Here is a 24,026-nt window from a genome sequence, read left to right as displayed (position 1 = left end):
TTTAACAGAAAAGAGGCCCACTCATGCTGGATACCATTAAACAATTCGCATCGGAGTTTTTCGTCACCGGGGATCCGCTAATTCTCGGGGCACAGGTAAGCATCGGGCTTGCGATGGTAGCCATCGTCTTCGTGCTTACGTTTTTCAAAAAATGGGGCTGGCTGTGGCGCGAATGGCTGACGTCCGTCGACCATAAGCGGATCGGCATCATGTATATTATTTGCTCCATTCTGATGCTGTTCCGCGGCGGCGTCGATGCGCTGCTTATGCGGCTGCAGTTGGCGATGCCTGGCGTCGAATTTTTGCAGGCGGATCACTATAACGCCATCTTCACGACGCACGGCGTTATCATGATTTTGTTCATGGCGATGCCGCTTATGTTCGGTTTGTTCAATGTCGTCGTTCCGCTGCAAATCGGCGCGCGCGACGTTGCGTTTCCGTTTCTGAACTCGCTCAGCTTCTGGATGTTCTTCTTTGGAGCGATGCTGTTTAACGTTTCGTTCGTTATCGGCGGCTCGCCGGATGCGGGCTGGCTGGCATATCCTCCGCTGTCCGAGCTGTCTCACAGCCCGGGCGTCGGTCAAAACTTCTACATCTGGGGCATTCAGATCTCGGGGATCGGGAGCTTGGCGACGGGGATCAACTTTATCGTTACGATTCTCAAAATGCGCGCGCCCGGCATGAAGCTGATGAAAATGCCGATGTTTACCTGGTCGGTGCTGTCCAGCTGTATCATGATCATTTTCGCGTTCCCGATTTTGACCGTCACGTTGTTCCTGCTGTTCCTTGACCGCTTTGTCGGCGCGCATTTCTTCACGCTCGACGGCGGCGGCAACCCGATGATGTATATCAACTTGATCTGGATGTGGGGTCACCCCGAAGTGTATATCGTCGTCGTGCCGGCGTTCGGTATTTTTTCCGAGGTGGTTGCGACCTTCTCCAGGAAAAAGCTGTTCGGCTATTCTTCGATGGTATTCGCCATGATCGGGATCAGCGTACTTTCGTTCTTTACGTGGGTCCATCACTTCTTCACCATGGGCTCCGGCGCGGATGTCAATGCGTTCTTCGCGATAACGACCATGCTGATCGCCATACCGACGGGGGTCAAGGTGTTCAACTGGCTGTTTACGATGTTCCGCGGCCGGATTCGTTTCACTACACCGATGATGTGGGCGGTCGCATTCATTCCGTGCTTCGTCATCGGCGGGATGACTGGGGTGCTGCTGTCGGTTGCACCGGCTGACTTCCAATTTCACAACAGCTACTTCCTGATTGCGCACTTCCACCAAGTGCTCATCGGAGGTGTCGTATTCGGATACTTTGCAGGTCTTTACTACTGGTGGCCGAAAATGTTCGGCTTCAAGCTGAACGAGCGTCTCGGCAAATGGGCGTTCTGGTTCTGGAACATCGGCTTCTACGTGTGCTTCATGCCGCAATATTTTCTTGGACTGGACGGCATGACACGCCGTACGTATACGTACAGCTTTGATATGGGCTGGGGACCGCTCAACCTCGTTTCGACGATCGGCGGCTTCCTGATGGGGATTGCGTTCATTTTCCAAGTATGGCAGATTGCTTATAGCATCAAGAATCATGAAAAAGATACGACAGGCGACGCCTGGGACGGCCGCACGCTCGAATGGACGATTCCTTCGCCGGCGCCGATGTACAACTTCGCTATTACGCCGACCGTGCAGGAAACGGACGACTGGTGGGAGCGGAAGCAAAGAGGCGAGAAGCCGCTCGCTCCGATTCCGGATGCGAAGCTGGAGCCGATCCATATGCCGAAAAACTCGGCGATTCCGTTCATCAAGTCGGCGCTTTGGTTCTTCGCCGGGTTTGGGTTCGTATGGAACTGGATGTGGCTGACGATTCCGGCGCTTGTCGGCATCGCGATCTGCATGCTGGCGCGTTCGTTCTCGTACGATACCGACTATTACATTCCGGTCGATGAAGTAAAGCGGACCGAGCAACTGGCAAGGGGGGCAAAAGCTTAATGGCACATACAGCGGCAAATCACGGACACGACGCTCACGACCACGATCATCATGATCAAGAGTCGCTGAAGACGTTCGGCTTTTGGCTCTTTCTGATTACGGACGTTATTTTATTCGGCACGTTGTTTGCGACTTATATCGTTCTTCGGGGCAATACGAATGCGGGACCGACGCCCGAGGAATTGTTTCAAATGCCCGGCATTATTGCCGAAACATTCATCTTGCTGACAAGCAGCTTTACGAGCGGGATTGCGGTGCTTGCGATGCATCGCGGCAACAAGCAGCAGCTGATCGGCTGGCTTGCGGTTACGGCGCTGCTCGGCGCGGCGTTCATCGCACTGGAAGTGACGGAGTTCGTGCATATGGTGCACGAGGGCGCGACGATTTCCACCAGCGCTTTTCTGTCCTCCTTCTTTACTCTGGTAGGGACGCACGGCATGCACGTTTCGCTCGGCTTGGTTTGGATGATCGGGCTCATGCTTCAGCTCCGCAAACGCGGCATTACTCCCGTCACCAAGCGCAAAGTGGAAAATCTCAGCTTGTACTGGCACTTTCTTGACGTCGTCTGGATTTTCGTCCTTACGGTCGTCTACTTGATGGGGGTGATGTAAGATGGGGAATTCGCATGGAGCTTCTTCGCATGACCAGCACGGCTCCCATGGCTCGCTGAAGTCTTATACGATCGGGTTCGTGCTTTCGATCATCTTGACGATCATTCCGATTACCATCGTAATGAACAGCATGCTGAGCAAGACCGCGACGCTAGTCGTGATTCTTGCGATGGCAATCCTTCAGTTCGTCGTGCAGCTCGTCTTCTTCATGCACCTGCGCGAAGGCGAGAACGCACGTTGGAACATGATGGCGCTGCTGCTTGGCATGATCATTCTGCTTACGATCGTAGCAGGCTCGATCTGGATTATGACTTACAATGCGGTAGCGCATTGATGTGAGGGGGCGGGAAACCGCCCCTGTGCTTGTGGAGAAAGTGGTTAAGTGAGTGATAGACAAGTACGAGGGGGTGGGGTATCTACTTCCGACCGCTGCTCCACCCCACAAAGTGAAGTTGAATCAGGGAAGCTTAGTCCGAGTACTTTGCGGGGACCCCGGGTCCTCGGGAAATTTGATTAGAAGCCGCTTAATAGCGGACATTTCCCGAAGACAAAGGCGGCCGCTATCGCTTCTCCAGTAGATACCCCACCTCCGTATGTTTCTCTATCTCAGTCAAAAACCTCTTTCTCAACAGTCTGAGGGGCGGGAAACCGCCCCTTTTTTCTATGCCGGAATTATGGTTTAAGTTAGGCAATCACAATAGAATTGCGCTGTTGACTCTGGTTGTGACCATTGTCAATGCGATTTCCCGAAACAAAAAGAAGTAGACCGCCCTCGGCAAAGGCAAAGGTAGCGGTCGTTTCATTACTCATCCATATTTTTACTTAGCCACCGCCCTTAAAAGCGGCTATTGTGTAGGAGTCGTGTTGGCGCACGGCTCTTTTTTTATTAATACCGTACGCTTACATCCGGCTCAATCCCGCATTATGATAAGCGCTTGGGGAATGACAAGCCAGAAGCCTGACACCGGCATGAAAAAGACGCCGACGAGACAAAGCACAAGCATGTAGACGCCGATAAATTTCGGGATTTCCATTCTTTTGACCTGGGTCAGCCAGTGGATCAGTCTGGCCAGCATAAACAGCAGGGCGCCGAATAGCAGGAACCAGGAGGCCGAACCCCTGTCGTAATGAGGACCAATGCTGTTAAATAATCCGCTCCGTCCGATATCTGTGAGCGGCTGCCAATAAATGATAATGCCGACTACCGTATGCAGTACTGCCGTCCATGCAAGCATCGTGCCCGAATAAGATTTAAGTTTGGCTGCCATAAACAACTCGCTCCTTTTCCGCATTGGTTTTGATCGCTCTGAGCAGGCCGCGCCGGATCAAGGCGCTGCCGGGATAGATCAGCAGCCAATACAGTCCGAATTTCAGCCGAACGGACCTGTCCTGCGCTAGAATCCGCGTCTCGGTCATGACCGTCATCGTTCCGCTCGACTGCTCCCGCACTTGGAAATTCATGACCGCCTTCGCATGACGCGGGGAGTCACAATTGATAAAAGCCTGTGCCGAATCCAAGTGGATCGGCTCGTTGCGGATGGGTCTCCAGAATGGGCCGACTACGCCGACCAAGAGCTCTTGCCCTTCGGCTTCTTCCAGCAGCATGAATCCATAGCGCATCATTCGCTTTATAAACGGGTCGTCGCCATCCGAAGCCCCTGTTTTCACTTTGCCGGCCAGCCAGGCCGGAAGCATCCGAATGCCGAACAGCAGATTCAGTACGGGAATATCGCCGTATTTTACTTCGCGAATCGCACGATAGACCGCATCCCTCGGTGCGCGGACGTCGATCGAATGCTTTTCGTGGTAATGGTAGACCGGCAAATAGCGGTCGATCAGCATGGGCAATTCCTCCTCGTATCAAGCTCTAAGCTCTGGGCGGCGGACTGTGCTATGGCTCAATCGGAAATGTCGATCACACCACGGGAACGGCTGGGGGGTGATTTTTTGCCGGCTGCCTCCGTTGGCTCCTTCGCCCGGTCGATTGCGGCATCGAGCAGGCTGCGAAGGCCGAGCAGGGCTTCTCTGCGGGAAGCGAGAAAATGGCTGCGTGCCCCGGCGGGAATAAATTCGGCAAGCAACGTTTCTTGCGCCTCCGACAAGCTATCCAACAATCTTGTTACCTTATCGGCTCTCATCGTTCTCCTCCTTTGAAGGTTCTTCCGGCAGCTCCCTTTCGCCGAAGCGGATCGACAGCTTCTGCTCCGTAAACCGGGCGCCGGCAATCGGACGGCCGAGCAGGATGCGCGGAAGCACCACTTTGCGCTTGTAAGAACCCGCTTGGACGGTCAGCTCGTCGCCCTTCTGGCTGAGCGACAAGTCGTTTTTGTCTACAAAAGGCAGTGTCAGATCCAGAAAGTAAACGTCGTCCTCCTTGCGGATGTCCTGTACCTTACCCGAATGGAGCACTTCCGAGACATTCCTGCTGCCGAAAGCGGCCTCTCCCATTTGAGCGAGCAGCGGCAGGCCGTGTACTTCGGATTGCATCAGCGGGATGCGAAAGATCGGGAGCGGGCTGAAGCAGTCGCGGATTTCTTCTTCATATTTATTGTGAGCCGCCCGCCATCCGGCCCAATAACCGGTTCCAGCCTCCTCCGGTAAGACGCGGTTTACAACCACCGCATCGGTATTGAAGCCGAACAAGTTCAAATAGGTGAACGCCCTTCGAGCCTCGGAAATGACCATCTTCTCCGGGTTGAGCACCATACGGATGGACGTCGTCTCCGAATCGAGAATCAGGCTTTGCAGCAGCTCCAGCTCGCGGGCAAGCGATTCGATGCTGTTCATGACGTTATCGTCGGGCAGCTCCAGCCCGCCTGTGACGATTTTGGCGACGGGACGCACCAGCTTTACTAACCGGCGCTCGTACGGAAAAATTTTGTCCATCCACCAGCCGAGCACGTTCGGATAGCTGAGCAGCCGGAGCGTCTCTCCGGTCGGCGCGCAATCGACGACGATGACGTCATAATCGCCGCTGGCCGCATGGCGTTTGATTTCCAGCAAGCTGAACAGCTCTTCCATGCCGGGAAACACCAGCATTTCCTCGGTCGTCACGTCGCTAAGATCGGCCCAGTTCATCAAACCGGCCAACCAGCCTTGGACCGCGCCCCAGTGCCTTTCCGTTTCGCGCAAGCTGTCCACCTCTTGCCCCCATAAACGGTCGGCAATGGGAACAGGGCTGCTGCCCAGCGGCTGATCGAACGAATCGGATAAGCTATGCGCCGCATCCGTACTCATCACAAGCGTGCGAAGTCCTTGCCCCGCAAGCGTAACGCCCGTCGCCGCAGCGACGCTCGTTTTGCCGACGCCGCCTTTTCCGGTATATAGAATGATTCTCATCGTATCCCTCCATTTAGTACGATTTCGTAGTATTTAGTTAAAAAAATAGGGGCTGCGGTTCGACCGAATTTAATCGTCTATCCGGATTTTCCGGACGGTGCGATCGGACGGCGCGCTGTCTTTATCTTCTTTGTGCTGCAGCGCTTTGCCTACTTTGACCGCCAGTGTCAGAAATTGGTGCAGCTCCTCCGGGGAAAGAGCCGCCTGCACGCGGGCAAACATGTTTTCCATCATGGCTTTCGCCTGGCCTGCCAGCTTGCGGCCTTCGTCGGACAGCCTGACCAGAATGATGCGCTGATCTTTGTCGGACTGATTGCGTTCGGCAAGACCTTTGCGGACAAGACGCTTCGTCAGGCTCGTCACCGTGCTAAGCGGCGCTCCCAGTTCCGCGGCCAATTCCGACATGGTCAGCTCACCGCGATACTCGAGGAACATGAGCGCGGAAATTTCGGAGCGGTTCAGCGTTTGCTCCAGCTCGGTCGCCTCCGCCATCAAGCTCATGGGCCGCAGACCGTGTTTGAAAAATAACTCCAGCATCTGCTCCATCAACGGCTGTATCCTCCAATGTACTGCGACATTCGTTTACTACGATATGGAATTAATTTACGGTTTCATTTTACTACGATTTCGTACTAATGGCAAGAGGGACTTTGCGTTTGGGTGAAAATGAAGCGGGGGGAGCACAGCTTCTCGGCAGGAAAAAAGAAATAGCGCCCCGCAATTCGGGGCGTTATTGGCGACGAGACTCCGTCTATTTTACTTTTCCGATGGCCAGGTTGACCTTGTAGTTGCCGTACTGGAGAATCGCATCCAGCAAAACGTTTAATGCGGCCGGGTCGGACACCGCGGCTTTAACCGTATAGCACCCTTCGCCGCTGACCCGGTAAGCTTCGAGCACCGCCTCTTGTTCCTGAATAAAGCTCTCGAAGCCACTGTGATTCGTCGATTTCATAAATACCGTGATAAAGGCGAGTACGGAGCGGCCCATTTTTTCCTCGTTCACCTGAACCGTATAGGCTTGAATGATCCCCAAATCCTCCAGCCGCTTGATCCGGTTTCCGACCGCTTGCCCTGATAAAAATACTTTTTCCCCGATCTCTTTCCATTGGATACGGGCATTTTGCCGGAGAAGACGGATAATCTCAATATCGGTTTGATCCAGTTCCATGAATACACCTACTTGTATGGAAGATTGCTCAAACCGATTGTACCGTGTCCGTCCTCCGGAAACAAGGCTTCCTCTATTACATGCGCGATGAGGACGGATGGATGCGGACGGACTCTCCGTCCTCCGGGACACGGACTCTTTCGGAGAGACCGAGCCCGGCAACATACGCTCTCAAATCTTCTCTCCGCAGCAGGCAGTGGTTCAGAGCCTCCATATGAGCCACGATAACTTGAGCGTCCGGTACGGTGCTCGCGACCTTCGTCACATCCGCTTCGTTCATCGTAATCGGTCCGCCCTGCAGGAACTGCGCGCTTCCTCCGAACAGCAAGACGACGTCAGGCTTATGCTGTGCCAAGGCTTGCTCTACCTCCGGGCACCAGATCGTATCGCCGGCAATATAAAGAACGGGCTCGCCCGGCGCATTCAGCACGAAGCCGGACACCGGCCCCATAAGCTTTCCGATCTCGCCCGTGCCATGCTGACCGGAGGTTCGTACGATGCTGACGGAATCCCATGTTATGTCCGATTCGATAGGCCGCACATCCCGAAAGCCCTGTTCCCGAAGCTTCCCGGCATCCTCCGGCTGGCAGAAAAAGACGATATCCTTCGGCAGCAGCGCTGCCGCGACGGCGTCGAAATGATCCGGGTGACTATGGGTAAGCAGGAGGGCGTCGGCTTGCAGCAGATGGAATATGGAGACTTTTAGATTCACGGTCGGATTCGGAAAAGAATTCGGCGTATTCCGGAAGGGAGGCATGGCTCCGGCCGGACTTAGCATCGGATCCAGGAGCAGCTTTTTTCCGCCGTATTCGATATAATGCGTTGCGTTTCGAATGAGTTGAATTTCCATAGGAACGGTTCCTCCATTGTTTTCTGCATTTGCTTTCTATCCGTATTGTAACGCCAAGCGGCCGTGCTGCGGAACAATCCGGCGAAAGAGAAAAGCGTCTTTTGCTTTCGTGGCGGAAGAAAATGACGAGGAGAGCTCATCATCTGCTCGTTCGCTGCGCCACATAGCGGCTGCTTCAACAGGCGCCGCGCTGTCGAACGCCAGGATCATTCAAAAAAAACACATTGCTATCGAAGGGGGAGGATGGTAATATAGGCTCACAAAAGTAAAGTATTGTTACATTTTTCCTAAATTGTTGTCGCTTCTTGCCGCCATCCGGCGATTCGATTTGCCTATTTCAAAAATTAAAGCGGTTTAATTTTCATAGCGCGTATCGGAAGGAGCCTACCCCATGAAAGCAAGCATATACGACGTAGCCAGACATTGCGGATTATCGGTGGTGACCGTCTCCCGGGTGTTAAACAACACGGGCAACGTGCGGGAAAAAAACCGGCGAAAGGTGCTGGACGCCATCGAGGCTTTGGATTACCGGCCTCATGCCGCAGCGCAAAGTCTTGCCCGGGGTCATACCCGCATCATCGGTTTGATCATGACCGCGCTGCATGATCGCTTTTTTGAGATGGTCGTCAATGAAATCAACCGCACGCTTGCCCGGTACGGTTATTTTCTGGCGCTTTCTGTCTCGAATGATGTTCGTTCCCGCGAAAGTCACGATTTGATGCACGAAGACCGGGTGGACGGCTTGATTCTATTGTCTTTGCCGGAAGAGGACCGATATGTCGCCCAATTGAAGAAGCGGAGCATTCCGTTCGTGCTCATCGATAATCAAAGACGGGATCACATGGTCCCTTCGGTGCTGACGGACAATTACTACGGAGGCTACGAAGCGGCGAAGCACTTGCTCTCGCTAGGCCATACTTCGATCGCCCACGTATGCGGGCCGGAATATTTTTTGAGCACGCGGGAGCGAAAGCGGGGCTTTTTGGATGCGCTCCGGGAGGCGAGACTTTCTCCGTTCGCTGTGGTGCAAGGGGACTACGAAATCGGATTCGGTTACGCTACGGCAAAGTCATGGATCAGGAGCGGGAAGCTGCCTACGGCCGTATTCGCCGGCGACGACTATATCGCGGTCGGAATCGTAAACGCTTTGGCGGAGGAGGGGATGCGGGTGCCGGAGGCAATGTCGGTTATCGGATATGACGATCAATATATTGCATCCCGTCTTCGTCCTTATTTGACGACGGTTCGTCAGCCTGCGGAAAGCATCGGCCAGAGCTCCGTCGAACTGCTGCTCAAATGGATCGGAGCCGGCTCGACGGCAAGCGTAACGGTCGAATGGAAGCCCGAGCTGGTCATCAGGGAATCGACCGCCGCGCTTAAGGCTTAGGGAGGAATAGTGCAGCAGCGGCATCCAACCGGATGCTGTTTTTCATTGCAAATGCGTCAACCGCCGTTGATCGCTTCTTTCACGGCTCGGGTCAGCTTTCGGTATACAAGCTGGTACGATTCCTCCAGCATGTCCAGCACCTCGGTGTCCGGAACTTCGCCGTTCAGCACGACCGTATTCCAGTGCCGCTTGTTCATATGGTAGCCGGGAAGCACGGCGGTCGGATATGTTTGCCGTACGAGCCAGACGTTGTCGGGATCGCATTTCAGATTGACACTCGGGATGCCTTGATGGGTGCCGAGCAGAGCGAACATTTTGTCGCCGACGAACAGGACGGGCAGGTCCGGGTCGAAAGGATACTTGAGGCTTGTTCCGGGCTTCTTCAGTCCGTATTCCATAAGACGGGCATGATCGATCATGAGTTAACGACTCCTTGAGACTAGTTTTTGCTCTATTGTAACGTATGACCCCGTGTTCTTGCCAGAAGGATAGAAGGATGAACTAGTCAGACCTAAACCTTGTTTCTTTTTCCGATATCTGCTATGATAAAAACAGAACATTTGTTCTTATTTTGTTCGGGTTTAATTAGTTATTTTCCTACTATTCATAGGAATGGATGATATCGTATGTATAAATATGAGGATCAATCGTTCGACGAAAAAGATTTCAGTCAGGCGGATTTTCGCGAGGGGGAGCTGCGCAACTGCACGTTCACACGCTGCCGTTTTCGCGCCGCTCGTTTGGAGGAGCTGTTGACGTCAGGCTGCCGATTTATCGATTGCGATTTCACCGGGGCTCAGTTCAATGCGTCCGTTCATCACGGCTCGGCTTTCACGAACTGCCGCTTTCGAGGCGCGAATCTGTTTGTCGCCAAATTCGAGGAGTGCAAAATGGTCGGCTCCGACTTCTCCGAGGCCAGCTTCGACGGGATCACGATCGAGCGGGGCGATTGGTCGTACACAAATCTAAGACACGCCAACTTGTCCAAGCAGCAGTTGAGAGGAGTCCGGTTCACGGAAGCCGACTTGTACGAATGCAATTTCGAAAAAGCGGACCTGCGGGAAGCCGACCTCTCCCGCACGCAGTTGGCCAAATGCAAGCTGTACGGAGCCGATCTGCGCGGCGCGAACCTGGACGGCGTCGATTTTAAGTCGCTTGAGGTCAAGGGCGCCCGGATGGACGCGGCGCAAGCGATTTTGTTTCTGCGCTCGCACGGCGCGAAGGTGGAATAAGATAGAGTTGATTTAATCCGGATTCTAGTGTCCCGGCCCGCCATAGGTGCGGTTGATTTCCGCGAACTCTACGATTGCGAGCCCATGATAAATCATTTTTATTTGCCGCGCAAAATAGGGATGCCCGGATACGTACTCCCATATACTTGAAAAGACGAAAGTCGCACGACGCTTTGGGAGAGGAAGGTGGGCATATGGCCATTAGACCGCCTGCGCTGCAAAGAGGCGATACCATCGGAGTCGTTGCCATGGGCAGTCCGCTGGAGGCTGACGTAATCGATGCGCGCGTCCAGGTGTTAAGAGGGATGGGGTTTCAGGTCGTCTTGGGACGGTACGCGTATGCCCGCAACGGCTTTCTTGCCGGCACCGACCAAGAGCGGGCGTACGACTTGATGACGATGTTCGCCAATCCGCAGGTCAACATGATTCTTCCCACCCGGGGCGGCGTAGGTGTGTCTGGCATGCTTCCTTACCTTGATTTCGGCATCATCCGAAGCAATCCGAAAATCATTTCCGGCTACAGCGACGTGACGTTTCTTCTGAACGCGCTGTACTTGTATGGCGGGCTTATTACCTTTCACAGCCTCATGCTGATTGACTTCAAACCGGAAACCCCTGCGTATAATTTCGACCAGTTTTTTACCGCCGTATCGTCATTATCTTCTTACCGCTCCATTGTCAATCCGCCGAATGTTCCGCTTGTCAGCCGTGTGCCGGGGAATGTCACCGGACCGATCGTCGGCGGCAATTTGACCTCCATTGTCGATACGTTGGGTACGCCTTACGAGATTGATACAAGGGGAAGGGTGCTGTTTCTGGAAGAAACCCACGAGCCGGCCAATACGGTATACAGGTATCTGAATCATTTGAAGCTGGCCGGGAAATTCCAAGACTGTCTTGGCATCGTCATGGGCGAATGCACGGATTGTCCGGCCGCTTACGAGAAGTCCTATGAAAATGTAATCACCGAATTCGTCGTTCCTCTCGGCAAGCCTCTTCTGACGAATCTCGCAACCGGACACGGCCGCTATAAAGTGGCTATTCCTATCGGGGCTATCGTCAACCTGAATACGTTCAACAACACGCTAACCGTGCTTGAACCGGCGGTTAGCGTTCAGAAGACCAAACAAAATTACCGGCGTCTTGTTGAATCTTAGCCGAATTCTACCACCCGGATCAGAACGATCCGGGTTTTTTCGTATTTCTGGGGGAGAATCGGGCGACCAGTTAATAAAGTTTTAATGATTTGTTTAGAAACGGCTAATCCCCGGTTTCTAGAATGTTTAGCTCTTCCGTTTAGGATGGAATTATGGAAGCCGGAGATGCTTTCAAACCCCAATCCCAAGGAGGAAGAAACCATGAACAAACGAGTCGCACTAACCGGAGTCAGCGTAGCCGTCGGAAGCCTGCTTATGATCGGCTCCGCCTATGCGGGGCTTGGAGATGCCCCGGGGTACGACGCTTACAAGTCGGCCGTCAAGCAAACGTTCGCAGTACAAAATGTGACGAAGCAAATGAATGTCACGGTGAAGGATAACGGAACGAAGCTGCTCGACGTGCAGTCGACCGTCAAAGAAGATAAGGCGAAGAACGAAATGAGCGCAGATATCAATCTCAATGGCGGCACAGCAAGTCAGGGAATTAATCTATACCGGCAAGACGGCAGGCAAATCTTCAAAGCGAGCGACAACGATATATACAACGTCATTGAAGGAAAACAATGGAAGGGTAAAGCGGGCGAACACCGGGGGCAAGCTCCGGACGGCATTAGCACTGAAGTCGAGAATGTCGTCGACGCCTTGGTCGGCAATCTGAAGGATTATGTCACCTTGTCGCCGCAAGCGGATGGGACGAAGAACATTTCGATGCAGCTGAGCGGAAGCCAAATTCCGGCAGTGGCGAATGCGATCGGATCGCTCGTGGTGAAGCAGGCTGCAAACGCAGAAGGGCATCATAAAGGCGTCCAAGAGCCGTTCGGCGATAAGCTCCAGGGCCTGCAAGACAGCATGCCGAAGCTGACGCAGGACGTGAAGATCGACAAGTTCGATCTGGCTGCCCAAGTCAACGCGGACAACCGGATCGAGAAGCAGCAAATGACGCTGACGATCAGCGGTAAGGATGCGCAAGGCGTTTCCCACGAAGTCGTTGTTGCCGCTGATTTCGGCTTGTCGAACTTCAACGGCACGACACCGGATCATATCGATCTGAACGGCAAGCAAGTGAAGACGCTCGATGTGAAAAAACACGGAGAATAAGCGCTATTGCCGCAGCGGGACAGAGGGGCGGCCCGTCAGCCGTCCTTCGCCGTCCACGCAAAAGGTTGAGCTTCGATGAAGAAGGAGATGAGCCGATGGAAGCTGTCTTGGAGTTAAGTGGATTGACCAAAATTTACCACAACCGGCGCGGCGTAGAAAATATTACGCTGCAAGTGCAGCGTGGAGATATTTACGGATTTTTCGGTCCGAACGGAGCGGGCAAGACGACCGTGATGAAAATCATTGCCGGACTGTGCCGGGCGGACCGGGGGCAGGTGCGCTTGTTCGGGCAAGATGCCTCAGCCGACTTCGTGAAAGCGATGAGCAAGGTGGGCGTGCTTATCGAAACGGCGGATGCTTACGATTATATGAGCGGCTACAAAAATTTGGAGCTCGCCGCCCGGTTTTACCCGCAGCTGCCCCGCAAACGGATCGACGAGGTGCTGGAGCTGGTCGGACTTGCCGCCTTCAAGCACGAGAAAGTAAGCCAATATTCGCTGGGCATGAAGCAGCGTTTGGGCGTGGCCGCAGCGATCCTATCCGAGCCGGAGCTGCTTATCCTGGATGAGCCGACAAACGGGCTCGATATCGAGGGCATGGTGGAGATGCGCGAATTGATTGCCCGGCTGGCCCGTGAGCAGCACATTACGTTTTTCTTATCCAGTCATCTGATTACGGAGATGGAGCAGCTGTGCAGCCGGATCGGCATTTTGTATAACGGAAGACTGATTCGGGAAGATTTCGTAGCGGATATTGTCCGCGGCGCGAACCCGATGACGCTGGAAAATTATTTTATGGAACAAGTGCGCGAAGAAAGGAGGGCGGAAGTGCATGCCTAGTTTTTATGCGAATACGATAAACGAGCTGGCAAAGCTGTTGGCCCGGCGCAAAACGGTTGTTTTTCTCGTTCTGACCGCCCTGATCCCGATTATCGCGGCAGCTGCCGCCTCGCGGCTTCAATTCGGCTTCGGCGTAGGGGCGCTGACCTCTGCGGATTTCCCGGTCGTCCTGCTTGGCTTTTATACCGCCGTCTACTTGCCGCTGCTGCTCTTCATGACGGCGTCCGATATGTTCGCCGGGGAAGCGGGCGACAAGACGATGAAGCTGCTCTTAACCCGTCCGATTACGAGATTTCAAGCGTTCGCGTCCAAGCTGGCCGCCATGCTCGGGTATACGGCGCTGCATCTGGCGATCGCCCTAGTCGTATCGGTTGCAAGCCTTCTGTTTCTGGGCGGCGGATATGCGGTTGTACAGGGACTGGGCCGGACGGCCGCCGCTTATGTTACGGCACTGCTGCCTCTGTTCACACTCGGACTGGCCGCGGCTTTTATCGCCCAATTTTTCAAAAACGGCAGTGGCGCGCTGACAGTCTGCATTTTGCTGTATGCTTTGGCAAAGCTTGGCGCTTACTTCGTGCCTGCGCTGGCGGTGTACACCCCTGCGGCTTACACCGACTGGCATATGCTGTGGCTTGGAGCCTCCGTGGCGTCCGGCAAAATCCTGAACGTCTTTATGTTTCTGGCCGCTTGTTGTATATTGTTTTTTACAGGAGGCTATACCTTATTCGAGCGAAAACAATACTAGGAGACCGAAGCAATGTCCATCAAAGTCCGGTTGGTGCTTTCCTATTTTTTGATGCTTATCGTGCCGGTCATCCTTGCTGGCGTCGCGTTTTTGATCATTGTCGCCGCTTTTTTCGGCGACGTCCGGTCGCTGTATGATGTCGATATGAAGGGCCACAATCCCATCGAGGAAGTGATCGAGAAGGAAGCCGCCATCAGTGCCGAATTGAAGCTCAAGACGACGGAAGATCCGGACTCCCTGCTGAACCCGGCAGTCGTGGCGCAGTTCGAAGAGCGGCTGAAGCCGATTAATATGGGGCTGATCATCCGCAAGCAGGCGGGCGTCGCCTACGTCTCGGAGAAGCTGAATAAGCCGGGGCTGCTTCACAATTTGCCGCCGTACGGAGCGGCGGATTCGGAAAACAACGGCCGGGTGATGAAGGACCGAGGCCCGTGGTTCTTATCCAAGCAGTACGATTTCCAGTTCAAGGACGGCAGTCCGGGGACTGTTTTTGTCGCCACAGACATCAATTTTATCGGCAAGTTCGCCCGCACCTACACCGTGGCGTTTTTTATTTCCCTGCTCGTTATTCTCGTGTTGACCAACGGCTTGCTGACGTACTGGGTGTCGCGGAGCGTAATTCGTCCGCTTCGTCAATTGCAGCGGGCGGCAGGCGAAATTCGCGAAGGCAATCTCGACTTTGAAGTCAATCCGCTGGCGAAGGACGAGATCGGCGAGCTGGCGGCATCCTTCGAGCAGATGCGCCGGAGGCTGAAACAATCCGTCGACGTGCAGCTCAAGTACGAAGAGAACCGCAAGGAGCTCATTTCCAACATCTCGCACGATCTGAAAACGCCGGTGACCGCCATTAAAGGCTATGTCGAAGGTATAATGGACGGCGTATCGAATTCGCCGGATAAGCTGGATAAATATTTGAAAACGATCTATGCCAAAGCCGTTCAGATGGATCATCTGATCGACGAGCTGTTTTTGTTCTCCAAGCTGGATTTGAAGAAGCTGCCGTTTCATTTTGAACCGGTGAACTTGAACGCTTTTTTGCAGGACTGCACCCTCGACATGCAGCTGCACGCCGACATTGAAAAGAAAGGCGTCACGCTTCGGTTCGACGCTCCGGAGGCGCAAGCTCCGGTGTGGGTTACGGCTGACCGGGAGAAGCTGAAGCGGGTGCTGGTCAATTTGATCGGCAACGCCATCAAATATATGGACAAGGAAGAGGGACTCATCACGCTTCGGATGCAGTCCGACGGCGAACGGGTCATCGTGGAAGTCAGGGACAACGGGCAAGGCATTCCGCCGGAGGCGCTGCCGCATATTTTCGACCGGTTTTACCGGGCGGACCCGTCGCGGAACAGCGGCACCGGAGGCAGCGGGCTGGGACTCGCCATTGCGAAGCATATTATCGAGGAGCACGGCGGCGTCATTCAGGCTAAAAGCACGCTTGGCGAAGGCACGAGCATTTATTTTACGCTCCATCAAACTACAGGCGGCGAGGACTGAGCGATGAAAAATATTTTAATTATCGAAGACGAAACGAGCATTGCCGAGCTGGAGAGAGATTATCTCGAAATTAACGGGTATCAGGTCGATATGGAGCACAGCGGGGACGAAGGGCTGAAGAAGGCGCTCACGGGGAATTACGACCTGATCATTCTCGATCTGATGCTGCCTAAAGTGGACGGCTTCGAGATATGCCGGAAAATCCGCGACAAGCACGATATTCCGATTCTGATGGTGTCCGCCAAAAAGGAAGAGATCGACAAAATCCGCGGCCTGGGCCTCGGCGCCGACGATTACATCATCAAGCCGTTCAGTCCGGGCGAGCTGGTCGCCCGCGTGAAGGCGCATCTGTCGCGCTACGAGCGGCTGCTCGGCAGCCGGGCTTCGCAGACGGAGGAAATCCGCATCCGCGGTCTCCTCATTGACAAGTCGTCCCGCCGCGTGTTCGTGAACAACCAGGAAGTGACGTTTACGACCCGGGAGTTCGATCTGCTGACCTTTCTCGCTTCCAATCCAAACCGGGTGTTCAGCAAGGACCAGTTGTTCGAGCACATCTGGGGCTACGATTCGGTCGGCGATATCGCAACCGTCACCGTGCATATCCACAAGCTGCGGGACAAAATCGAGCAGGACCCGTCCAATCCGCAGTATATCGATACGATCTGGGGCGCGGGGTACCGGTTCAAGATTTGAGGCGCGATGAAAAGATCCCGCACATGCTCCGAAAAGGAAGCAGGCGGGATCTTGTGGTTTGCGGAGTGCGCGGGGCGTGCTTTTGTGAGGCTGAACGCCTGTAACGACGTAGGGTTTGACCGACAGCCTCGCAGCGCCGAAACTGGCGAATGGGATTCGCGAATTGGAAGCCGCGCTCAGGAAAATGTGCGTTGCGAAAATTAGAGGAACCCGGATCCGCTATCGTAGCTTTTTGCATTGGACCGCGGACGATAGAGGAACGCACGTTCCTCTATGCTTGTCGAAAAATATAATTTTGCCCTCGCACAGTCTGGTTAGCGCACCGCAGATGTCTTATTTTTCAAATCAATGATGGTTCGCTGACGTTAAGACATCGGAGTTCCTCTATATGCTTCAAAGCTATTTGCTTACCGGCCGGTGCTTCTTGACGGCCAGCCGTTTCCCATCGAACAGCTTCTTCACATCGGTCTGCGCGAGAAATACGCTAAGCAGCAGCAGCGCCGCGCCGACGTATCCTCTGGATGTCAACGTTTCCCCTGCAAAAACAAAAGCGAAGATCGCCGCGAACAACGGCTCCATGCCGAAAATCAGCGCCGCTCGCGTAGGCGAGGCGTACTTTTGCACGCTGGCCTGCAGAACGAAGGCGACGGCGCTGCATAAGACGCTCAGGCCGAGGATCGACGTCCAGGCATCGAACGTATCCGGCAGCTTCGGGGTCTCCATCAGGAAGGAGAAGGACAGCGCCCACAGTCCGGCAAACCCGAGCTGCAGTACGCCGAGGGCGATCGCATCCCCCTGTTTGACGGCCGAGCCCGTAACAAGCATATGCACGGCGAAGAGCAGAGAGCCGAGCAAGCAGTAAATATCCCCTTGATTGATCGTCAGCGACGAGGTCAGCGTCAGCAGGCCGATCCCGACGATAGCCAGTCCGATGCACAGAAGAAGACGCGCCTCCGGTCTTTTTTTCAGGAAAAGGATCGACAGGATCGGAACGAAAATCACCGAGAGACCGACAAGAAAGCCTGCGTTCGAAGCGGAGGTCGACCGGACTCCAAAGGTGATAAACACGAAGCAGAGAAACAAAATCGAGCCCAACACAAAAGCCGAACTCACCGTCGACCAGTTGGCGCTCCTCACACGTTTATGAAAGACAAGCGCCGATAACAGAAATGCAATCAGCAGCCGCAAAGCAATAAGATTGAATGTCTCTAACGATTGCAATCCGACTTTGGTGAACAAATACGAAGACGCCCATAGCATCGTCGCTCCCAGCATCATCAAATCCGCTTTCATTTCCGTTCTCATCTGTCTGGCTCCCAACACGATATGTATTTACACATCGATTAGTATAACGGTACACTATGAATAAGAAAAATGAATGTTTATCATATAATATGTGAATTATTTTCATGAAAAGGAAGACGATCCATGTCATTGGCCAAATACGAAGTATTCAGCACGGTTGTCGAGCTGGGGAGCCTGACCCGGACGGCCGAAAAGCTCGGACTGACTCAATCGGCGGTCAGCCATGCCATCGCCAGTCTGGAGACCGAGTGGGGCTTCGCGCTGCTGACCCGGGGACGCGCCGGAATCGGGCTGACGCCGAACGGAGCGCGCGTGCTGAAGCATGTCCGGGACGTTATCCAGCGAAGCGAGCTGCTCAAGCAGGAGGTCGCTTCGATTCAAGGGCTGGAGACCGGTACGGTGCGGATCGGCACCTTCACGAGCATTTCCACTCAATGGCTGCCCGGCATCATGAAGCGGTTCCAGGCGGAGCACCCGGCGATCGAGATTAAGCTGCTGGAGGGCGACTACGACGAAATTAACGATTGGATTACGAGTGGCGCGGTCGATTTCGGCTTCGTTTCGTTAACGGCAGCCCGGCCTTTCGACATCATCCCGCTGACCAAGGACAACCTGCTCTGCATCGTGCCGGACGAGTCCCCTTACCGCGAGATGACGGTCATGTCGCTTGCCCAACTGCAAGCGGAGCCGTTCATTATGCCGAAGTGGGGCAAGGAAAGCGACCTGCTGCGCATCATCAAAATCAACCGGCTATCGCTGAACATCAAATACGAAGTGCTGGAAGATCAAGCGATCATGGCGATGGTGAAAAACGGGCTGGGGATCAGCATTTTGCCGGCGATGGTGCTGTACGAAGCGCTGGACGGCATTCACATGATCGGCCTCGAAGGCGATCCGTACCGCACGATCGTGCTCGCGGCCGTATCCTTCAAGCAGCTTTCTCCGGCTGCGCGAAAGTTCAAAAAGCATATCACAGCGTGGCTGAATGAGCAGCAAGTATCGCTCTGACGTTATGCCGTACGTAAGTCCGGGTCGTGGGCGTGCCTCGTCCTGGACCTTATTTTTGTCCAAATGCATCGTAAGAAAGTACATATCCCTACGCCGAGCGATCGGCTACAATAATAAGAATAGGGGAGGGATGGCGGATGAAGGAACGTTCCAGTCGATTGGCGCTGTGGTATTCGGCTCCGGCCCGCAGGTGGGAGGAGGCGCTACCTATCGGGGGCGGCCGGCTCGGCGGTATGGTATTCGGCACGGTAGGGCAGGACAAAATTCAATTAAACGAAGATTCCGTCTGGTACGGCGGACCGAAAAAAGCGAACAATCCCGACGCGCGGACGAACGTGCCAGAAGTCCGGCGGCTGCTGATGGAAGGCAAGCAGCAGGAAGCGGAGCATTTGGCCCGGATGGCGTTGATGTCGGCGCCTAAATATTTGCATCCGTACCAGCCGCTAGGAGATCTGCTCCTGTACATGCTCGGGCATGATAAGCCGCCGCAAGCCTACGAGCGGGAGCTCGATTTGGAGCAGGCTCTCGTACGGGTTCGTTATGACATGGACGGCGTCCGCTACACCCGGGAATATTTCAGCAGCGCGGTCCATCAGGTGCTGGCCGTCCGACTGACGGTAGACCAGCCGGGGAGCCTGACGTTCAGTACGCATATGATGCGCCGGCCGTTCGATATGGGCAGCCAAAAATACGGCGAAGATACGATGATCATGTACGGCGAGTGCGGTACGGAAGGCGTCCGCTTCAGCGCGGTCTTGAAAGCGATTGCCGAGGGCGGCAGCGTGAAGCCGATCGGCGACTTTATCTCGGTAGAGGGTGCGGATGCGGTGACCTTGCTACTTGCGGCGGGCACGACGTTTCGGCATGATGATCCGAAAGCCGTCTGCCTGGAGCAAATAGCAAGGGCGGCATCACTGCCGTATGAAGAGTTGAAGCGCGCGCATACGGAAGATTACACCCGCTATTTCCGACGGGTCGGATTGGAGCTGGCGAAGCCGGAACCGGATGCGGCAGCCTCTTTGCCAACGGACGAGCGACTGCAGCGCGTGAAGGAGGGGCATGACGATCCGGGATTGGTGGAAACATTTTTCCAATTCGGGCGGTATTTGCTGCTGTCGTGTTCGCGCCCTGGCTCCCTCGCAGCCACGCTGCAGGGCATATGGAACGATAGCTACACGCCGCCTTGGGAATCGAAGTATACGATTAATATCAACACACAAATGAACTATTGGCCTGCGGAAGTGTGCCATTTGCAAGAGTGCCACGAGCCGTTGTTCGATTTGATCGAGCGGATGCGCGAAAATGGTCGGGTCACGGCGCGGGAGGTATACGGCTGCGGCGGTTTTATGGCACACCACAATACGAATCTGTGGGGCGATACGCATGTAGAGGGCATTCCGGTCAGCGCCTCAATTTGGCCGATGGGCGCAGCTTGGCTGTCGCTTCATCTGTGGGAGCACTACCGCTTCGGGATTGACCGTTCCTTCTTGTCGGACCGGGCGTATCCGGTCATGAAGGAAGCGGCGCAGTTCCTGCTGGACTATTTGCTGGAGGACGAGCAGGGACGGCTGTTGACGGGACCGTCGATATCTCCCGAGAACAAGTTCGTGCTGCCGAATGGAGTCACGGGCAATCTATGCATGGCGCCTGCGATGGATTCGCAGATTGCCTACACTTTGTTCGAGGCATGCCGGGAAGCGGCGGCTGTGCTCGGTCTGGACGAGGCGTTCCGTCAGCGGCTCGCGAAAGCCATGGCGAAGCTGCCGCAGACCCGGATCGGACGACACGGTCAGATCATCGAGTGGCTGGAGGATTACGAGGAAGCCGACCCGGGCCACCGCCACATCTCGCAGCTGTTCGCGCTGCATCCCGGCGAGATGATTCACCTTCACCGTACTCCGGAGCTGGCGGTGGCGGCCAAGCGGACGCTGGAGCGCCGTCTTGCGAACGGCGGAGGGCACACCGGCTGGAGCCGGGCGTGGATTATCAACTTCTGGGCGCGGCTCGGCGAAGGCGACAAGGCGTACGACAACGTAGCGGCGCTGCTTGCCCAGTCGACGTACCCGAACCTGTTCGACGCGCATCCCCCGTTCCAGATCGATGGCAACTTTGGCGGCACGGCCGGGATCACAGAAATGCTGCTGCAGTCTCACGGAGGCGAACTGGCGCTGCTGCCTGCGCTGCCGAAGGCTTGGCCATCGGGCCGCGTTTACGGGCTGCGGGCTCGCGGCGGCTACGAGGTCGCCATGACGTGGGACGACCACCGGCTGACGGAAGCGACGATTCGCGCCGGATACAGCGGCACCTGCCGGGTTCGAATTCAGACGGCCGTGTCGGCTGTGGTGGCGGACGGCGAAGCGGTGGCGTTTGAGGTCCGCGACGGCGTGCTCACGTTCGAGGCGGAAGGCGGGCGGACGTACGTGCTGAAGGGATAGAAAAAAGCCTGACGACGAGCGAAGGACAGATAGTGAACTGCAAGGAATCGTGATTAACCGCAAACTATCATACAAAAGGGCAAGGGACGAATTCCGGAACCGCCGGAAACGTACCTTGCCCTTTTCGTTTCGCCGGCGCTGATTCGTCATAGAGGCATTGTGCTAAGCGTAAGCCTTGCCTTTGGTCAAGATGCAAGGCACCCCGTTGCCGACGGCGCCCGGCTGGGACATTTTTTCGAGATACCGCAGTCCGCGCTCGCATTTGCGGCAGCGGGCGCACACGTCCGAGGTCACCACTTTCATGTTGAACTTGGTTTTGTCGATAGACGACGCCGGGACGTTCTTTTTGGCAGTTTTCGCTTTGCTCATAGTCTTCATCTCCCGCGGCTTGAATGATGCATTTTATGAGCGGACCGCCCATTTGGTCACCATGCCAGCGGGTGATGGGAATATTATTATTTTTTACATACTCCGCTATATACAGACACTATCTGACAAAGGTATAATTTAACACGGAAAATATTAGTAAGAAAGTCCTGTAGAATTTACATCAGACATATGGAGGAAATATTTTATGGTCTTTCCCGATGGTTTTAAAAAAATTTCGATCATTTTTTTGAATTTATTTATAATACTGCTTGCTCTCCCTTTCGATGCTTCAGCAACTGGTAAATATTTTTTTGACCCTCCATCAGAAACTAATCTCTTCCCACAACCTAGCGATAACAGTGGGTTTACAAAACGGGATAATGGAATCATAAATAGTAACCAGTCTTACAGTTATAAGTACGATTATGGACAAAAAACGACATGGACATGGCATGGATTTGATCTCGGAGTGGATCCGGATGTGACTTATACCTGGAGCTTTGACGCATATATTTCCCCTGATGCCAACCTTGCAGTAACAGGAGGTACATTTATTGCCAACGGAGAAGGCGGTTTCGGTGGCGCCTCGTTTTATTATGATAATACGAGAAAAGGGGTATGGCAGCATTTTGAATATACGGGCAAACCGACTTCAAATGTAGCCAGACTATTGCTTTACCCGACCAAAGAAAGTCTACCGGCAACAACAGGGTACATTGAATATAGAAACGTCGAATTTAGAAAAGCAGGAACGGCAGCTAACTTGTATCCACAACCTTCGGATAATGAAGGTTTTAGTGTCAAAGGTGGCGGCTTGTTTACTGCAGAATCCTATGCAAACAGCATGTATAAATACGACTATGCGCAAAAAAAGCCCTGGACGTGGCATGGCTTCGACATCAAAGTAGATCCCAATGCAACGTATACGTGGAGCTTGGATGCTTATATTTCTCCGGATGCGGATATTGCTGTAACAGGAAATACGTTTATAGCTCAAGGAGAAGGCGGGTTCCCTGCACTTTTCCGTTACGATAATACAAACAAAGGAACGTGGCAGCATTTTGAGTTTACCGGCAAACCGGCATCTGATGTAGCAAGAATTCTGCTATACCCGACATTTGGGGATCTTCCGGCAACAACAGGGTACATTTTATATAAAAACGTGGACTTTAGAAAAACGGATACGGTCTCCAATCTTTTTCCGCAACCGACGACAAATGAGGGTTTTACGATTAGGGGCGGAGGAGTATTAACGAGCAAGACATACAATACATATAGCTATGACTATGCTCAAAATCTGCCTTGGACATGGCATGGTTTCGATATCCCGGTTGATCCAAATGCAATCTATACTTGGAGTTTTGATGCGTATATTTCATCGGATGCCAACATCGCCCAAACAGGGACTACAGCCATCGCTCAAGGCGAAGGAGCATTTACAGTACCTATATATTATGACAATGCGAATAAAGGTAAATGGCAGCACTTTGAACACACAGGTAAACCTACATCCAGCATAGCGAGACTATTGCTTTATCCCACTATGGCTAACAGTCCAGGTACTACAGGATTTGTTCTGTACAGAAATGTAGAGTTTAAGGTCAAAGGGATTGAATGGAATGAATACGTAGATATTAGCGCAGGATTAAATTACAAATACGACACGAACGGACGATTATTAGAGATACAAAAAAATAACAGCAAAGTTCCCATTACCAAAATTAAATACGATAGTAATGGGAATATGGTTGGTAAAGAGGTTATTTTACCGTAATAGCGACAACCGAGAGTGCGTTGATTCAATTGGTTAAAACACAACCGTAAAATCAAATAGATTAAAGGGTAAATTTAGGGATTATACGCGGTTGAGTGAAGCGGTAGCAGGCAAGTGAGACATAAACTTTGTTGTTAAAGCTGAGGGGGAGTTTTGAAAAGTGGCATCACACATAAACAATAACTTCATATTAATTGTATTATTACATGTAAGAAATTTACGAATAATATTTTTAATACCTTTTATAAGTATATGGCTGTTTTTCGAATTACCAACTATTGGCTATGCAAATCCTTCCTTACCAATAAGTTACGGTAGTCAGGGGCTTGTTACAGCAGCATCTATTTCCAATGGACTATATGAGAATATATATGATGTAGAATCGTTTGAACGAGGAAGCTTCACAGGAACAAACTATATAGCAGGAGCAGGGACCATAACCAATGACCCGCAGAAGGTAATAACGAGGCAATACTCCGCCTACCTAGCCTCCCAACCTACTCAAGAATGGAGAGATATTTT

Annotated in this window: 25 protein-coding genes; 15 read left to right on the top strand and 10 right to left on the bottom strand. The window is 53.5% G+C overall.

What is annotated here, in order from left to right:
* Positions 1-23 precede the first annotated feature (23 nt).
* From PEL01S_RS05200 to cyoD, 3 genes are read left to right on the top strand one after another with little or no spacing between them, the layout of a single operon-like run.
* Positions 24-1,997, top strand: coding sequence for a cbb3-type cytochrome c oxidase subunit I (locus tag PEL01S_RS05200; protein WP_063181693.1), 1,974 nt, complete (start codon positions 24-26; stop codon positions 1,995-1,997).
* Entirely contained in the window at positions 1,997-2,608 is a 612-nt protein-coding gene (cyoC, locus tag PEL01S_RS05195) for a cytochrome o ubiquinol oxidase subunit III (protein ID WP_063181694.1), read from the top strand. The genes PEL01S_RS05200 and cyoC overlap by 1 nt, the downstream gene beginning before the upstream one ends.
* A 1-nt stretch (position 2,609) precedes the next feature.
* Positions 2,610-2,942: a cytochrome o ubiquinol oxidase subunit IV gene (gene cyoD, locus PEL01S_RS05190; protein ID WP_010492361.1), complete on the top strand. Its 333-nt coding sequence runs from the start codon at positions 2,610-2,612 to the stop codon at positions 2,940-2,942.
* A 577-nt stretch (positions 2,943-3,519) separates the two neighbouring features.
* Here the strand turns inward: cyoD and PEL01S_RS05185 are convergent.
* The 7 genes from PEL01S_RS05185 to PEL01S_RS05155 all read right to left on the bottom strand — a co-directional run bounded on the left by PEL01S_RS05185 (position 3,520) and on the right by PEL01S_RS05155 (position 7,965).
* Positions 3,520-3,876 carry a DUF6463 family protein gene (locus PEL01S_RS05185; protein ID WP_127459609.1) on the bottom strand — a complete coding sequence of 119 codons (357 nt, stop codon included), beginning with the start codon at positions 3,874-3,876 and terminating at the stop codon, positions 3,520-3,522.
* Positions 3,860-4,450, bottom strand: a complete 591-nt coding sequence (locus PEL01S_RS05180) for a hypothetical protein (RefSeq protein ID WP_127459608.1) — start codon at positions 4,448-4,450, stop codon at positions 3,860-3,862. Before PEL01S_RS05180 ends, PEL01S_RS05185 begins: the two co-directional genes overlap by 17 nt.
* Positions 4,451-4,506: 56 nt before the next feature.
* A complete protein-coding gene (locus PEL01S_RS05175; protein ID WP_127459607.1) occupies positions 4,507-4,746 on the bottom strand; it encodes a hypothetical protein in 240 nt (79 codons plus the stop codon).
* Positions 4,733-5,947 (bottom strand): ArsA family ATPase, encoded by a 1,215-nt coding sequence (locus tag PEL01S_RS05170; RefSeq protein WP_127459606.1) that lies wholly within the window; start codon positions 5,945-5,947, stop codon positions 4,733-4,735. The genes PEL01S_RS05175 and PEL01S_RS05170 overlap by 14 nt, the downstream gene beginning before the upstream one ends.
* Positions 5,948-6,016: 69 nt before the next feature.
* A complete protein-coding gene (locus PEL01S_RS05165; RefSeq protein WP_127459605.1) occupies positions 6,017-6,493 on the bottom strand; it encodes a MarR family winged helix-turn-helix transcriptional regulator in 477 nt (158 codons plus the stop codon).
* Positions 6,494-6,698: 205 nt separating this feature from the next.
* Positions 6,699-7,115: an Lrp/AsnC family transcriptional regulator gene (locus tag PEL01S_RS05160; protein WP_127459604.1), complete on the bottom strand. Its 417-nt coding sequence runs from the start codon at positions 7,113-7,115 to the stop codon at positions 6,699-6,701.
* Between the two features lie 76 nt (positions 7,116-7,191).
* Positions 7,192-7,965 (bottom strand): MBL fold metallo-hydrolase, encoded by a 774-nt coding sequence (locus tag PEL01S_RS05155; RefSeq protein ID WP_127459603.1) that lies wholly within the window; start codon positions 7,963-7,965, stop codon positions 7,192-7,194.
* Positions 7,966-8,356: 391 nt separating this feature from the next.
* Here PEL01S_RS05155 and PEL01S_RS05150 point away from each other — a divergent pair, with 391 nt between their 5' ends.
* Positions 8,357-9,352 carry a LacI family DNA-binding transcriptional regulator gene (locus tag PEL01S_RS05150; protein WP_063181711.1) on the top strand — a complete coding sequence of 332 codons (996 nt, stop codon included), beginning with the start codon at positions 8,357-8,359 and terminating at the stop codon, positions 9,350-9,352.
* A 56-nt stretch (positions 9,353-9,408) separates the two neighbouring features.
* On the opposite strand, the gene PEL01S_RS05145 is transcribed toward PEL01S_RS05150, so the two are convergent.
* Entirely contained in the window at positions 9,409-9,771 is a 363-nt protein-coding gene (locus tag PEL01S_RS05145) for an MmcQ/YjbR family DNA-binding protein (RefSeq protein ID WP_174806903.1), read from the bottom strand.
* A gap of 207 nt (positions 9,772-9,978) precedes the next feature.
* Between PEL01S_RS05145 and PEL01S_RS05140 the strand changes: the two genes are divergently transcribed.
* From PEL01S_RS05140 to PEL01S_RS05110, 7 genes are all read left to right on the top strand, one after another.
* Complete coding sequence (locus tag PEL01S_RS05140; protein WP_127459602.1) at positions 9,979-10,584, top strand: pentapeptide repeat-containing protein; 606 nt, start codon at positions 9,979-9,981, stop codon at positions 10,582-10,584.
* A 194-nt stretch (positions 10,585-10,778) separates the two neighbouring features.
* Positions 10,779-11,741, top strand: coding sequence for a S66 peptidase family protein (locus PEL01S_RS05135; RefSeq protein ID WP_127459601.1), 963 nt, complete (start codon positions 10,779-10,781; stop codon positions 11,739-11,741).
* Between the two features lie 201 nt (positions 11,742-11,942).
* Positions 11,943-12,839 (top strand): hypothetical protein, encoded by an 897-nt coding sequence (locus tag PEL01S_RS05130; RefSeq protein WP_127459600.1) that lies wholly within the window; start codon positions 11,943-11,945, stop codon positions 12,837-12,839.
* A gap of 95 nt (positions 12,840-12,934) precedes the next feature.
* Positions 12,935-13,678: an ABC transporter ATP-binding protein gene (locus PEL01S_RS05125; protein WP_127459599.1), complete on the top strand. Its 744-nt coding sequence runs from the start codon at positions 12,935-12,937 to the stop codon at positions 13,676-13,678.
* A complete protein-coding gene (locus PEL01S_RS05120; protein WP_127459598.1) occupies positions 13,671-14,423 on the top strand; it encodes an ABC transporter permease in 753 nt (250 codons plus the stop codon). Before PEL01S_RS05125 ends, PEL01S_RS05120 begins: the two co-directional genes overlap by 8 nt.
* Before the next feature lie 12 nt (positions 14,424-14,435).
* A complete protein-coding gene (locus PEL01S_RS05115; protein ID WP_127459597.1) occupies positions 14,436-15,920 on the top strand; it encodes a sensor histidine kinase in 1,485 nt (494 codons plus the stop codon).
* Between the two features lie 3 nt (positions 15,921-15,923).
* On the top strand, positions 15,924-16,613 hold the full coding sequence (locus PEL01S_RS05110; protein ID WP_127459596.1) for a response regulator transcription factor: 690 nt from the start codon (positions 15,924-15,926) through the stop codon (positions 16,611-16,613).
* A 399-nt stretch (positions 16,614-17,012) separates the two neighbouring features.
* Here the strand turns inward: PEL01S_RS05110 and PEL01S_RS05105 are convergent, their stop codons facing one another.
* Complete coding sequence (locus PEL01S_RS05105; RefSeq protein WP_063181724.1) at positions 17,013-17,918, bottom strand: DMT family transporter; 906 nt, start codon at positions 17,916-17,918, stop codon at positions 17,013-17,015.
* A 123-nt stretch (positions 17,919-18,041) separates the two neighbouring features.
* On the opposite strand from PEL01S_RS05105, the gene PEL01S_RS05100 reads away from it, so the two are divergent.
* Together PEL01S_RS05100 and PEL01S_RS05095 are read left to right on the top strand one after the other, a co-directional pair.
* Positions 18,042-18,926, top strand: a complete 885-nt coding sequence (locus PEL01S_RS05100; protein ID WP_127459595.1) for a LysR family transcriptional regulator — start codon at positions 18,042-18,044, stop codon at positions 18,924-18,926.
* A gap of 137 nt (positions 18,927-19,063) precedes the next feature.
* Positions 19,064-21,361: a glycoside hydrolase family 95 protein gene (locus PEL01S_RS05095; protein WP_127459594.1), complete on the top strand. Its 2,298-nt coding sequence runs from the start codon at positions 19,064-19,066 to the stop codon at positions 21,359-21,361.
* Between the two features lie 162 nt (positions 21,362-21,523).
* Here PEL01S_RS05095 and PEL01S_RS05090 read toward each other — a convergent pair whose 3' ends face one another.
* On the bottom strand, positions 21,524-21,730 hold the full coding sequence (locus PEL01S_RS05090; RefSeq protein ID WP_174806902.1) for a hypothetical protein: 207 nt from the start codon (positions 21,728-21,730) through the stop codon (positions 21,524-21,526).
* Positions 21,731-21,935: 205 nt separating this feature from the next.
* Here PEL01S_RS05090 and PEL01S_RS05085 point away from each other — a divergent pair, with 205 nt between their 5' ends.
* Positions 21,936-23,504 (top strand): carbohydrate binding domain-containing protein, encoded by a 1,569-nt coding sequence (locus PEL01S_RS05085; protein ID WP_127459593.1) that lies wholly within the window; start codon positions 21,936-21,938, stop codon positions 23,502-23,504.
* A gap of 160 nt (positions 23,505-23,664) precedes the next feature.
* The coding region (locus tag PEL01S_RS34900; RefSeq protein WP_218032544.1) for a hypothetical protein at positions 23,665-24,026 on the top strand (362 nt) is incomplete at its 3' end.

It is taken from the genome of Paenibacillus elgii NBRC 100335, assembly GCF_004000865.1.
Classification (GTDB): Bacteria; Bacillota; Bacilli; order Paenibacillales; family NBRC-103111; genus Paenibacillus_G; species Paenibacillus_G elgii.
Note: the sequence above shows the minus strand (reverse complement) of the source record. Positions and strands in the feature narration are given on the sequence as shown.